Origin of the sequence: Tahibacter amnicola, assembly GCF_025398735.1 — a bacterium.
GTDB classification, from domain to species: domain Bacteria; phylum Pseudomonadota; class Gammaproteobacteria; order Xanthomonadales; family Rhodanobacteraceae; genus Tahibacter; species Tahibacter amnicola.
On sequence record NZ_CP104694.1, the window covers coordinates 3617544 to 3631769 of the forward strand.

Sequence of the window (14226 nt, forward strand, 5' to 3'; positions counted from 1 at the left end):
ACTCTGTGCGGGGGCCGTCCGTGAAGATGTTTTCGAAGCTGGGAGTCGCCGGAAAGGTCCTCGATTCAAAGGCGGTTGGCGACGGAGAAGGGAATCGGAGGCCGATATGTGGCAGCCACCCGGGCTTTCCCTCATTCGGAAAGATCTAGGTCCAAGCCCTATCTCGCCCAAACTCAGACAACGGACATCCCCCGATCCTCCTACCCGCAGGGCGGGCTGGAGGCGGGTTTGGCTTGTCCATAGCGTCTCATTGCTTGAGACGTGCCTTCTCCGGAGAATCCCCAGTAGGGAGGGCCGCCAGAGCCATAGCGTGCCAGGCGCGCTACGGACCGCAGCTCTCGGCGCCAGATCGGTAACGGGCTTCGTCTCTCAGCACAAACCAGCGGAGGACCGGCGAAAAATGGCAGGGGGAGGCGTAGGCCGTCGCTTGGCCGGGCGAGTGCTGATCAAACTCTGCTTGCTCGCGCTATTCGGGCTTGTGCTCCCGTGGAGCGCCCCCGCCGTCGAACCCGAACTGCGCCTCGAACGCCTCGGCCTCGACGACGGCCTTTCCCAAGCCAGCGCCTGGGCGGTGCTCCGGGACCGCCGCGGCCTGGTCTGGATCGGCACCCAGGATGGCCTGAACCGCTACGACGGTTACTCGGTGCGGGTCTACCAGCGCGATTCGGGCGACACCGATTCCTTGTCCGATAACTTCGTGACGGCCTTGCAGGAGGGGCCGGACGGCGAGCTCTGGATCGGCACCTGGGCGGGGGGCGTCAATCGCTATGACCCGGCGACGGGGCATTTCACGCGCTATCAGCATCGGCCTGACGAACCATCGACGCTCAGTGACGACCGCGTACGCACCATGCTGGTCGATCGCGAGGGGGCGGTATGGGTGGGCACTGCCAACGGGTTGAACCGGCTCGATCGCGGCACGGGGCGTATCACGCGCTACATTCACCGTCCCGACGATGCCGGCAGCCTGGCCAACGATACGGTCCGTGCCCTGCACCAGGACGGGCGTGGCCGGCTATGGATCGGCACCGCCGGTGGCGGGCTCAACCGCTTCGACACGACGAGTGGGCGTTTTTCGCACTATCGCCACGACGCCGCAAACCCCGCGAGCCTGAGCCACGATTCGGTGTGGGCTATCGCCGGCATGCCCGATGGCACGTTGTGGATCGGCACCGACGGCGGGGGCGTGCTGCGCTTCGATCCGGAGTCGGGGCGGTTCACGCGGGTCGACGCGCCTGAGCTTGAAGGGACGCGGATCAACGCGCTGGGTTTCGACGCCGACGGGCGCCTTTGGATCGGAACCAACGGACGTGGCTTGGGCGAATACACGCCCGCGCGCCAGCATCTGCGGTGGCACCGGCGTGCGGCGGGCGATCCGATGAGCCTGGGTCATGATCAGGTCCTCGCCATTCATTCAGACGGCGCAGGACAGCTGTGGATCGGCACGCTGGACGGCATGAGCCGATTCACGGCGCGCACCCGGCAGTTCGCGCATTTCGCCAACCGCAAGGACGATCCCGGCAGCCTGAGCCACGACTGGGTGCGCAGTTTCCTGGTCGACGCGCGCGGCACACTGTGGGTCGCCACGCTCGGTGGCGGATTGAACCGCTGGGATGCGGCCGGTGCGCGCTTCGTCCACTACCGACACCGCGCGAACGACGCCGACAGCCTGAGCGACGACGAGGTGTGGTCGCTCGGCGCAGGCCCGGATGGCACGATCTGGGTTGGTGGGCGGGGCGGACTGGACCGCTTCGATGCCGAGCGCGGCACCTTTGAGCGGATCCGCCTGCGAACCGATGCAGCGCCCCGCGCTGGCGCCGATGTGGTACGCGAGATCTACACCGACGCGGATGGCACGCTATGGCTCGGTACCTGGGGCGCCGGACTGATCCATCTCGACCCGCAATCGGGCCAGCTCACCCGCTACGCGAACAATCCGAACGATTCGAACAGCCTGGCGCACGACGATGTGCCCGCGGTCATGCGCGATCGCGAGGGACGCCTGTGGATAGGCACGTGGGGCGGCGGCCTGCATCGGTTCGACCCGGAACAGCATCGATTCATTCACTACCGTCACGACCCTGCCGATCCGCGCAGCCTGAGCAACGACACCGTCCGCGCGATCCACGAAGACCGCGCCGGCAACCTCTGGCTGGCGACGCAGGGGGGCTTGAACCGATTCGAGCCCCAGAGCGGTCGCGCGCGCACCTACACGAAGAAGCACGGCCTGGCCGACGATTCGATCTACGGGATTCTCGAAGATGGCAACGGCGAGCTGTGGGTGAGTTCGAACGGCGGGCTATCGCGCTTCGACCCCAAAGAACAGCGTTTCACCAACTACACCGCCCGCGATGGCCTGCAGAGCGACGAATTCAATTCCGGCGCCTATTTCCGCAGCGCGGACGGCGAGATGTTCTTCGGCGGCATCCGCGGCTTCAACCGGTTCCACCCGGAGCGCATCGCGACGGATCGCACGCCACCGCCGGTGCTGCTGACGGATTTCCTGCTCTTCAACAAATCGGTGCCGTTGCAGGGAGAAGGGGAGGGATTCACCCTGCCGCGGCCGATCGATTCGCTGCCGACACTGACGCTGACGCATCGGGAGAGCCAGATTGCATTCGAGTTCGCCGCGCTGGATTTCAGCGACCCGCGCCGCAACCGGTTCGCCTATCAGCTGGAAGGCTTCGACACGGCCTGGATCGAGACCGACTACCGCAACCGCCGTGCCACCTATACCAACCTGCCTGCCGGCCACTACCGATTTCGGATCAAGGCGGCGAACCCGTTCGGTATCTGGAACGAATCCGGTGCCAGCCTGGCATTGACGGTGTTGCCGCCCTGGTACCGCAGCGGCGTTGCTTACCTGAGCTACGCCCTGTCGGTGCTGCTGGCGCTGGTTCTGGGCTATCGCTGGCGTACTGCCCGCATCCGCAACCATACGCGCCGGCTCGAGCTGCTGGTGGAGGAGCGCACGGTCGAGTTGTCGCGCGCCAAGGGGCTGGCTGAAGACACCCTGGCCATGCTGCAGGGGACGCAGCGCCAGTTGGTCGAGGCCGAACGCATGGCATCGCTGGGGCAGCTGGTGGCCGGTGTGGCGCATGAACTGAATACGCCTCTTGGCATTGCCGTCACCGCTGCCTCCCACCAACGCGATATCAATCGCGACCTGGGGGCGAAGATTGACGCACAGACGCTCAGCCGCCGTGACTTATCCGACTGGCGCGGCAGCCTTGACGAAGCGTGCCGGCTGATCCTGAGCAGCCTGGAACGCATGCGCGGGCTGATCGACAGCTTCAAACAGGTCGCCGTCGACCAGACCAGTGAACTTGCCCGGCGTTTCGATCTGCGAACCTACCTCGGCGAAGTGCAGGACACGCTGCGGCCGATGCTGAAGCGGAGTCCACATCGCCTGGAGATCGATTGTCCCGGCGATATCGAACTGGAGACCTATCCCGGCGCCCTGTTCCAGATCGTGACCAACCTGGTCAACAACTCCCTGATCCATGCCTTTGTTCCCGAGCGTGGCGGCACGATGCGAATCGCCGTTCAGAACCACGGCAGCACCGTGGCATTGCATTACAGCGACGACGGCGTCGGCATGCCGGCCACCGTTGCCGAGCAGGCGTTCGAACCGTTCTTCACCACCCGGCGCAGCAGTGGCAGCTCCGGACTCGGCCTATCGATCGTCTACAACCTGGTGACCCACAAACTGGGCGGGCGGATTCGGCTGGAAACGAAGCCGGGCGAGGGGGTGTCGTTCTTTCTTGAGTTTCCGCGGCAATTGCCGGCGCGTGCCTGATCGTGGAAGCCGGTCGCAGAAAGACCGGAAAACCGTGGCGGCAGCGGATCGCGTCGTGCCGCAACCTCCCGACGCAGGCGCTCACGGCATTGCCTTGACGTCTCCACCCCGAGGCCGGTCAGACTCCGGCCAGGCGCTACAAAGCGCGCGCAACGCCTCGGCACACGCGGCGCGCGACCGTGGATCGTCGGTGGATCAACGACTTACGCGGGCGACTTTGAAGCGTCCGTTCGGTGCGTAGAAGTGCACAGAGGCACCTGAACCGGAGGGGCGCACGGTGCTCAGGCTATGTCAGGCGGCCAAACTGGATCACGCACGGCAGGGGGCGATTGCAGGGGCGATCTCGTATCGTCGCGACCACGCGTTCATGCGATGCACGCGGCTACGGCGGGCGGATCGTCAACAGATCCAGCAGGAGCGGTACGAGTATGGGCGTGACGTCGATTTCGTTGCTGGAGTGCTCGACACAATTCGTTGTTACCAGACGCTGTGCGCCCGCGGCGAGCAGGCGCTGGTCGGCCCCGTCGGCAAACAGTCCGTGGACGGCAATGCAGATCGCGGGTTGTGCCCGCACTTCACGCAGCACACGCAACGTCTCAAGCAAGGTGTGCCCCGAAGAGATGATGTCGTCGACCAGCACTGGCGTATGGCCAGCGATGATGTCGCGGTCGGGCAGGGTGACTTCTACGGAACGATCACCATGACGCTCTTTTGCGAGCACGACCAGAGGGGCGTTTAGCTGGGCTGCGACGGGTTGGACCCACTGCGCGCTCTCGCTGTCGGGCCCGACAAGGATGGGCGACTGTACGTGGGCGCCGATCCAGTCGGCGACGACTGACATCGCACTGGCCCGCCGCGCCGGAATGTCGAACAGCGCTTCAAGATCGGAATGTCGATGCAAGTGAGGATCGACGGTCGCCAGCCAATCGAAAGTCCATGAAATGAAGGCAGCAAAATGTACGGAGCTGATAGCCTCGCCCGGATGGAAGTTTGCATCCTGGCGCAGGTAGGCGAGATACGGCGCCACAAGCCCGACCGATCGAGCACCAAGTTCCCGCGCGGTGCGTGCAGCGAACAGCAGCGGCAGCGCGTGACCGTCCGGATCGCGTAGCGTGCATACGATAACGATGTCGCGTTGCTGGCAGTCGGCGTCCAGTGTTACCAGTGACTCGCCGTCCGGAAACCGATGCCATCGCAGTTCGCCCATCTCGGCATTGCAGTCTGCTGCAAGCGACCTGGCTAGCACGTGGTTTTTCGGGAACGCGAAGAAGAGGGGTCTCATGGCGTCGGTTCTTCAATGCGCAGTATGTCGGGATGCTGCGCCAGATAGGCGCGAGCGTAGGCCATCTCGCCGCGAGAATCGGCATGCAGTGTGAACAGCGGTTGGCCAGCGACGATCGGAGAGCCGAGTGACACATTGAGAAGCACGCCAGCGGCTGGGCTGCGCGGTGCGCCCGCCAGCTTTGCCAACTTGGCAAGCCGCCGGTTGTCGATATTGACTACCACGCCGTTGGACGCGGCGGAAACGTCGCTGCTATGGCGCGCCGCGGGCGGTTCGCGCAGTCCGCCCTGGGCTGTGCAAATGGCTTCGAATTTTGCCCAGGCGGCACCAGAATCGAGCAGCATTTGCGCTTTACGTACACCGGCGTGCCCAGGCATCGCCGGATCGAACGCAAGCACGGCGGCGGCCAGATCAAGGGCTCGCCGCCGCAGGTCGGCCGGCGCGTCCGAAGTATTGCGCAGGACGGCGAGGACATCCCGTGCCTCAAGCGCGGGGCCTATGCCGCGGCCGATCGGCTGGCGGCCGTCGGTGATCTCGATCCGTACCGTCAGGCCGATGGCAGCCGCAACCGCTTGGATGCGGCTCGCGAGCATCGCTGCAGCGGCCGGCGTGCGAATCTTGGCAGTCGGACCCACAGGCACATCGATCAGGACATGGGTTGAGCCGGCGGCCTTCTTCTTTGACAGCACGCTGGCTGTCAGTTGCGCGTCACTGTCGAAGTCCAGCGGGCGCTCAACGCGGATCAAGACATCGTCGGCCGGGCTCAGACCCACTGCGCCGCCCCATACGAGACATCCGTTCTCGCGCTCGACGACGCGGCGCATGGTGCGCAGGTCGAGGTCGACGTCAGTCAGCGTCGCCATCGTGTCGGCCGTACCCGCCGGTGAGGTGATCGCGCGCGATGAGGTCTTCGGGATCAGACAGCCAGCCGCGGCGACGATGGCCACGACAATGGGGGTTGTACGATTACCTGGCAGCCCCCCGACACAGTGCTTGTCCAATACCAAGGTTTGCGGCCACTGCAACTGCTCGCCCACGCTCACCATTGCCTGGGTTAGTGCAATGTTTTCGTCGACGTCGAATTGCGGTTGCGCGCAGGCCGTAACGAAGGCTGCCAGCTCGATGTCGGACAATCGACCAGCGACGGCGTCGCGCAGCAACCGCTCGTACTGCGACTGGTCAAGTCGGTGGCCGTAGACCTTGGCCCGCAGGTCGCTGGCCGAATCCGGCGGGGGAGCGTGGGCCAGGTTCACGGTGTCGCCATCGTGGGCTTCCAGCCGTCGCCAGGCGGCTTCCGAAAGGCCAACATGGCCAGGTTCCAACCAGTCGCCGGTGATGACGTTGAGCGTTGCGACAATGCTGCGATGGCCGTTACGCACAAGCACTCGAGACTGGGCCTCGACTCCAACGGAACGGCAAACAACACAATCGCTGCGTACATACGCCACAGACTCCTGGTATGTATCGATACCGAGCCGCCGAACGGCCAGGTGCGTCGAATACTCCGCGGTCGGGGACAGATCTGGGCGATGTGTCGAGTTCGTCATGGTGTGTGTTGCGGGCCAGGCGAGCTGTACGCAACGTAGCGCACTGACGAGGTCGGAACTTGACCTTTATCAAACCATGGCCGAATTCGGCCTGGCTTGACCGGCGTCAACAATCGGCGCGCCAAGGGGCGCAGGATGACCCGTAGACGATCGCCACCGCGATCGGGGCGGGGAGCCTCCCATGCGCATTGCCAACCTCTGCACACGTCGCGTGATCAGCGCGGTACCGTCCATGTCGCTGATGGAAGCAGCGGATCTGATGAGTCGCCATCAAGTTGGCACGCTCGTTGTCGTTGCCGGGACAGACGACGCCAGGCGGCCTGTCGGCATGCTCACTGATCGCGACATTGTTGTGTCCGTAGTCGCGCGTGGTCGTGATCCGTCACAACATACCGTCGCTGAGGTCATGACTGCCTCCATCGTCGTTTGCCGTGACGATGACATCCTCTTCGACGTGGTCCAGGTCATGCGCTGCCGTGGTGTGCGTCGCATGCCGGTCGTCGACGCAAACGGTGTGCTTTGTGGTGTGATCAGTGCCGACGACCTCATAGCTGGAATTTCAGAACAACTGGTCGCATTGGTAAGCACAGTGACCTCCAGCGAAACGAGCAAGCCGCGTGACCTGGACGATGCGGATGGAGTGGCTGTCACCCGGCGATGAAGATGGTGCGGTTTCTACCATGCGATCAATTTGACCAGCGGTCAGCGTAGATCTGCCCGCGAGGAATCGGCTCGGTCGATTCACGGCGCTCGCTGCGCCGTGCGCCACGTGTGATCGACAGGGCGTCGCGGTAGCCGACAGGTTATTGGAGTATGCAAACCGAGTGGCCTATGTTGAGGACCGATTTCATCAGCCGCACAAGTACACGGGATACCACTTCGGCGGTATGGTCTGGACTAGCCTCCACGGAGGCGCTTCACCGACTGCAGGTAGGTGGACCAAACGCGCTGCCGCAGCCGCCGCGACGCACGTTGCTGCGGCTCGCCGTCGGTGTGTTACGTGAGCCGATGTTCCTGCTACTCATTTGCGCCGCCTCACTCTACCTGGTGATTGGCGATCCGTCCCAGGGTGTGCTGCTGGCCGGATTTGCCGCGCTGACTGTGGCGCTTGTCGTCGTGCAGCAAGCGCGCAGCGAGCACGCGCTTGAAGCACTGCGTACGCTGGGGGCACCGACCGCACGCGTGATGCGCGACGGCATCGAGCGACGTATCGCAGCGACGGATGTCGTCGTGGGAGATCTGATTCTGATCAGCGAGGGCGAGCGCGTGCCTGCAGATGGGGTGTTGCGGCGCGCGGACCAGCTATCGATCGATGAGTCACTTCTGACTGGCGAGTCGGCGCCGGTGCAAAAATGTGTGGTTGACGAACCGACACCAGGCTCCCCTGGCGGGGACGGCCAACCGTGGATATACGCGGGAACCCTCGTCGTGGCGGGCCACGGCATTGCCGAAGTTCGCGCCACCGGCATCGCCACGCAGGCCGGACGCATCGGGCTGGCCTTGGCCGCGATCGACCTGACGGCGACGCCGCTGCAGCAAAACATCGGACGTCTGGTGCGCCTGTTTGGTCTCCTTGCGTTGATCGTCTGCGGAATAGTGGTGTTGCTAAATGGAGTGCTGCGCGATGCCTGGTTCGACGGCGCTCAGACGGGTATTGCACTGGCGATGGCGATACTGCCAGAGGAGTTTCCTATGGTGCTGGCCGTATTTCTCGCACTCGGTGCGTGGCGGCTTGCGCGGCAAAAGGTACTGGTTCGGCGGCCGGCCGTGGTGGAGGCATTAGGCGCTACCACCGTGTTGTGCCTGGACAAGACCGGCACTCTGACGGAGAACCGCATGCGCGTCCGCGCCTTGAGTATCGACGGCGAAACGATGCATTTGCGAGGCGACGAGACCGTGCTTCCTGAAGCATTTCACACGCTATTGGAATACGGAGTGCTGGCGAGCAAGCGACGGGCAATCGACCCCATGGATCGTGCGACCACCACTCTCGCGGTGCGTACGCTCACCGGCACCGAACACTTGCACGAGGAGTGGCCACTCCGGCATGAGTATGGACTGACCCATGAGCTGCCGGCGCTGACCCGAGTCTGGCAAGACACGCTCGGTCGCCGTGTTGTCGCGTCCAAGGGAGCGCCTGAGGCGATCGCGCGACTGTGCCGGCTCGATGACGCTGTGTACAAGCGCCGATGCGCTGACGTGGAGGCGCTAGCGCGGCAGGGACTCCGGGTGCTGGCAGTTGCCGCAGCGCAACTGGGCGGGGACGAAAGCATCGATAGACCTTCCGAGATTGCATTTCAGTGGATCGGGCTGCTCGCCTTCGAGGATCCACTACGGGCCGGTGCCGCTTCCGCTATCGCGACTGCCCGCGCGGCAGGTATCGCCGTCGTGATGATTACCGGGGACTATCCGGCGACAGCGCGAGAAATTGCCCGTCAGGCTGGTATCGATACAGGGCCTGGCGTCGTCGACGGCACGATGCTCGATGGAATGGACGACGCACAACTCGATAAAGTGGTGCGTGCGGTCCGCGTGTTCGCGCGGATTCGACCCGAACAGAAGCTGCGTTTGGTCGAGGCGCTGCAGCGCGCCGGAGAGGTTGTCGCCATGACAGGCGATGGCGTCAACGACGCGCCAGCGCTGAAAGCAGCGCACATCGGCCTGGCCCTAGGTTCCCGGGCAACCGATGTCGCCCGGGAAGCAGCTGGTATCGTGCTTCTGAACGACGACGTGGGCGATCTCGTTGAAGGGATCCGCCAGGGGCGTCGGATCTTCGACAACCTGCGCAAAGCGATGGTCTACATCATTGCCATCCATCTGCCGATCGCCGGTTTGGCGCTACTGCCGTTGCTATTCGGTCTTCCGACGCTGTTGCTGCCGGCTCACGTCGTGCTGATTGAGATGGTTATCGATCCGGTGTGCTCCATCGCGTTTGAGAGTACTCCGGCCGCGCGCGATTTGATGGACCGCCCGCCGCGGCCATCACGCGAACCGTTGGTCGCCGGGAAGCATTTCGCGTTAGGCCTGGTGCAAGGCGGCCTGCTACTGGCAGCGACAATCCTTGTTTACACTGTTGCTCTCGCTGGCAATGACGAGGGCACTGCGCGCGCACTGGCATTGATCACGCTGACTGCCGGCAACTTGACACTTGTACGAGTCAATATGGCGCGTGGATCGACGCTCGCAAGCCTGTGGGAGCGCGGGCACGCGGCATTTTGGTGGATAGCCGCGACAGCAGGCGTCGTCATTACAATCTGCATTGTCGTGCCGGGAGTGGCCAGGCTTTTTCACTTTTCCGCACCGTCGCTACACAGCGTCTTGCTGGCCATCGCGTTCGGAACGGGTTCGGTGCTGCTGTTCGACTTCATCAAGAAGCTCCTCCCCGCAAGTCCGGGAGAGAGACCGCCGACGTTGGCAACCTGAGCCTGCTATTGAGTGATTGGAGTGGCGCTGCCAAGGCCCGGCGTGCGCGGCGCTGGTGACCGGGGCTTTGAAGGATCTTCTTGCCTGGATCGGGAAACTGACTCGGATCTTTACAGCTTAAGCAAGGGAAAACCTCCCGGTTGTTCCGCAACGGTACGACAAGTTGGCAGGGATTGCCGCGAGTGCAGAAGGATCGACACGTGCGGAAAGCGATAGGGAGACCTTATGTTTTCCGAGGCCGGTCAGAGAATCCTTCAGACCTCGCCGCACCGCAGCAGACCCCGAAATGCACGAAGCCCGCGCATGGCACGGGCTTCGCTGACTGCATTGACCAGACGCGGTTAAAGGTCGTAGCCGTTGGCAAACAGTACGTCGCCTCCGGCGATGGCAACCACGTTCGAGTACTCCGAAGTGTTGTTGGCGTTGCAGGCCGACAGAATGATCCCGTTGTTGCCAAGGAAACACTTCAGCTGTCCCTGCCAACCGCTTCCGGAAGGCACATTCGTCAGCGGCGTGACGTCAGTTACAGTCATCACGACACGGCGCCCGCTGGATACAGGCGGTAGACTGGCAGTGCAACGCGCCGCCGGACAATTGCCGCTGTTGGGTTTGCCGGCCGCGTCAGTGGTGATCAACTGCTCGCCCAGAAAGACCATTGAAGTTGCCGCGGTGGTCGTGGCGGCATTGATCGAGAAGAACTCGGCGCGAAAATTGGCCGGGCCATGGGTAGTAATCGTCCATCGCACCGCAGTGTTCGCACCTGCGTTGGTGGGCGTAGGGGCGCCCACGCACGGACCGGAGATCTCGTTGCCCGCGCAGATCTGCGGCGTGTTCTGATCGCGGTTCGCGTAGTTGGCAGGGAATTCGCTGTGGTCGAAGTCGGCGGCATTGGCGGTGTGCTCAAGATCGATGTCCACGCCTGCCAGCGTTTTGGCATTGCCATGCACGCGGTTACGCTGGAACAGATTGGCCCAGCCGCTGGTGTCGCCACCACCATTGTAAAGCTTGATGCCATTGCGCTTGTTCGCGACGACCACATTGCGGTCGGTTGCATTGGGGCCGCCTACTGTCGTGGAGGCGGCAGTTTCGATATGGATGCCGTCCACGCCGTTACCCAGGGTCGTAACGTTGGCGAACCTCGGGCTGATGCCCACCAGGTTTTTGGTGATGCTCGTGCTGTTGGTACTGCTGCCACGTACGGTGATGCCGTGGCGTGCGTTGGCCGAGACGATGTTGCCAGTGATGGCATTGCCAGTGGTGGTGACGATGATGCCGTCGCCTTTGTTGCCGAAGGCGGTGGAGTTGATCGGCGTGCCGGTAGGAAACTCGGCTAAACCGATGGTGTTGTAGAGCACCTTCACGCCATTGCTCGCGCCCGTGATCATGACACCGGCATAGTCCGCACCCACGTCAGGAAAGGCGTTGTTGTTTGCGCCCTTGTTGTCCGAGATCAGGTTGGCCGGGCCGATGACGGCGGCCGTGGAACTCGGGTTGAAGCTGGTGCCCGACGTATCGGGCCTGGAATCGACATAGATGCCGCTCAAGGTGTTGCCGACATGCACAGCCTGGTTGGCGGCGCTAAGGCCGATGCGGTTGCCCATGATGAAGTTCGGCAGGTATACCGCACCGGACACGTCATTGATGCCGTTGCCACCGTTGCCGCTGATGACATTTCCCGGTCCGATCATGTTGCCGAAGGTCGTACCCGTGAGGTTGACGCCGTGGCCGCCGTTCGCGATGGCGACGTTGCCGGTGAGGTCGGTGCCGATCATGTTGCTGCTGACGAATACCGCAGCGAGGTTCTGACTGAAAATCTCGATGCCGTCGCCGCCGTTACCGGAGATGACGTTGCCGGTGACGTACACGGGTTGCAGTGAGGCCAGCGTCGTGGCCAACTGGCTCTGAAAGGCGTTGACAGCGGAAGCGTCGACCGGCTGCACCGGAAATTGCGAATACAGATTGGACAGGAAGCCGGAACTGGTATCGGGATAGACGTGCGACGCCGAGAGGGAGATGCCGTCGCCCGTATTGGGCATCGCGATGGCGCCGGTCGCGTTCACGCCGATGTAGTTGCCACTGAACGTATAGTTGTGGCCGTTGGCGCTGATGCCGTTGCCGTTGCAGTTGCCGATCACGAGATTGTAGATCTTGGAACCAGTGGCGCCGTTGGCATGGCCCAGCGCGGCAGTTCCCGAATCGGTGAGATCCAGGCAACTACGACCATTGCCGTTGATCGTCACCTTGTTGCCGTTGACCGTGTACGGCGCGCGCATCTGCGGCAGCCCGCCATTGACCACGGTGATCGAAGTGACGCCGACGAAGTTGATGATGTGAGAGCCGGCGCGCGTATTGCCGAACATGATCGCGGCGCGCAGCGAGCAGTGTGAGGTATCGCCCTGGGCCGCGCACTTGGTGGTGGTGGCCGGGTCCTGCGGGGCGTCACTGGACACGTTCACGTTGTAGGTTTCGGCGCCGGCTTGCAAGCTCAGGCCACCCAGCAGGGCGCCCGCCAGCCACAGGGTGCGCAGGCGCGGCGCGCCAGAGTGCAACCCCTTGCCGCGCAAGTGCGCGGATTGCATCGTGTTCATGGTCCTACCTGTTGGTTAAGTGTTGATTGATGTGGCCGCCATCTTTAACGCCCGACGGATGGGAAACCGAACATTCCGCGGGGCCGGGCGGAGGATGCGGGTGAGGGAGCCAACGCCGGACATTTCGCCGGCAGGGCGGGACGCGAATCCAACCCCGGATAGAAACGGAAGCCTGCGCACCTCGCTGCCGAGCAGTCCCGGGCAGGGCAACGCACCGGGGGACAAGTCACGCCAGTTTGGCGTGCTCCCGCAGTGTCCTCGTCCCAAGCCGCCACGGCGGAACGGGATGGTCGAGCGTGTCATCCCTATGCCGAAAGAACGCCCGCATCAGCACTGCCTCGAGAGGCAGAAACAGGCCAGGCGCGCGACCGGGGCGCCGCGTCCCGATTTCTGGCACGTGTTCGATCTGTTCTTCGCGACCCGGCCGATCGGTGCGGAAGCCGGACATGGCTCGTGGGTTGCCGGCGACATCGTCCGCGTGGCCAGCGTCATCGGCCAGGCAATAGCTCCACGTTCGCCTACCGCTGGTACAGGCGAACGCATTGCGCGCTGATTGTCGCGGTGGCTTCGCGTGGGCGGGATCGCAAGCCGGGTGAGTGCGGACCCGGGGCGGGACATGTCGGACGCATCTGCTGCGTCGTGATTCGCGCGACGACTATTCCCCGCTTACGTTGGGAAGAATGACTAATGTTCGGTTTAGTACTAGTGCAACGTTCAATTAGGCAAGCAGAGCGTCGGAAGCGTTTCGCCAATATGTCCGCGTGCGCCAATCCATTTGAGTGCACGGATTCTGCTAGCAGTAATCGCTCCGAATAGCAAGCATCAATGCCCATTGGAGTAAGAATGCCAACTCCCACAGCGAAAGATTGTTGCATCGGCGCGCACTGCATGGCCGCACCGATCAGGTTGTCAAACTGGTCAGTACACCAATTGCGGAAGAGCAGGTTGTCAAACCGGCCAGTACAACAATTGCGCAAGGACCGGCACGCGCAGCGTGGCGCGAGTCTGCGGGCCAATCGCGCACATTGCCTCGGCAGTGTGTCGCCGATGTGGCGTCGCATTTGGCTGATGGCGGATTCGACGCTTGGTTGGCGTAGCAATAGGCAATTTCCGCATGGACTCAGCTCGTACGCGGCCTTGCGTCCGCTGTTCGATGTTGCGCTGATGCGTCGTTCACGTGTGCAGTCGATCACACCTGTCAGTTAGCCAACTATGTACGAACTGACATGTTGATTAGCCATTCTGTGGGAATACGAGTCATTCGCAAGTTGAGTTCTAAGAATACGTTTGCAACAACGTCTACTCAGCAAATGCTCGCATTGACAATATTCCAGACAGTCTGTTTATATTTATATGAGATTAGGAAGCGATGTCTCCATAACGCAATAGCACTGAAATGTAGAGATCGTTGACTTGGGCCGATCTCCGGGGTGAGCCCCTGTTTGCTTGAGGGATGTGTGCCGCGGGCGCGGCTTCGCCGTGACGTGGCCCTTAAGGATCGAGCATTGGACGTATTTGTCTCAGAAGTGTCGTCTCCCTTCGATTGGATTCGTCAACTCATTACAGATCGTCTCGTGCAGGCCTCCG

At 62.9% G+C, this 14226-nt stretch carries 7 protein-coding genes; 4 read left to right on the forward strand and 3 right to left on the reverse strand.

The genetic code is table 11. The features are described from left to right. Positions 1-439 precede the first annotated feature (439 nt). Positions 440-3799 carry a sensor histidine kinase gene (locus N4264_RS14570; RefSeq protein WP_261692973.1) on the forward strand — a complete coding sequence of 1120 codons (3360 nt, stop codon included), beginning with the start codon at positions 440-442 and terminating at the stop codon, positions 3797-3799. Positions 3800-4181: 382 nt separating this feature from the next. On the opposite strand, the gene N4264_RS14575 is transcribed toward N4264_RS14570, so the two are convergent. Further along, positions 4182-5081, reverse strand: coding sequence for a ribose-phosphate diphosphokinase (locus N4264_RS14575; protein WP_261692974.1), 900 nt, complete (start codon positions 5079-5081; stop codon positions 4182-4184). Further along, the gene (locus N4264_RS14580; RefSeq protein ID WP_261692975.1) at positions 5078-6628 is read right to left on the reverse strand and encodes a thymidine phosphorylase family protein; all 1551 of its coding nucleotides are present in this window, start codon (positions 6626-6628) and stop codon (positions 5078-5080) included. Before N4264_RS14580 ends, N4264_RS14575 begins: the two co-directional genes overlap by 4 nt. A gap of 181 nt (positions 6629-6809) precedes the next feature. Here N4264_RS14580 and N4264_RS14585 point away from each other — a divergent pair, with 181 nt between their 5' ends. Continuing rightward, positions 6810-7289 carry a CBS domain-containing protein gene (locus N4264_RS14585; protein ID WP_261692976.1) on the forward strand — a complete coding sequence of 160 codons (480 nt, stop codon included), beginning with the start codon at positions 6810-6812 and terminating at the stop codon, positions 7287-7289. A gap of 170 nt (positions 7290-7459) precedes the next feature. Next, the gene (locus N4264_RS14590; protein WP_261692977.1) at positions 7460-10051 is read left to right on the forward strand and encodes a cation-translocating P-type ATPase; all 2592 of its coding nucleotides are present in this window, start codon (positions 7460-7462) and stop codon (positions 10049-10051) included. Positions 10052-10392: 341 nt separating this feature from the next. On the opposite strand, the gene N4264_RS14595 is transcribed toward N4264_RS14590, so the two are convergent. Further along, complete coding sequence (locus N4264_RS14595) at positions 10393-12639, reverse strand: autotransporter outer membrane beta-barrel domain-containing protein (protein WP_261692978.1); 2247 nt, start codon at positions 12637-12639, stop codon at positions 10393-10395. A gap of 286 nt (positions 12640-12925) precedes the next feature. Here N4264_RS14595 and N4264_RS14600 point away from each other — a divergent pair, with 286 nt between their 5' ends. Beyond that, positions 12926-13192 carry a hypothetical protein gene (locus tag N4264_RS14600; protein WP_261692979.1) on the forward strand — a complete coding sequence of 89 codons (267 nt, stop codon included), beginning with the start codon at positions 12926-12928 and terminating at the stop codon, positions 13190-13192. The last annotated feature ends 1034 nt before the right edge of the window (positions 13193-14226 follow it).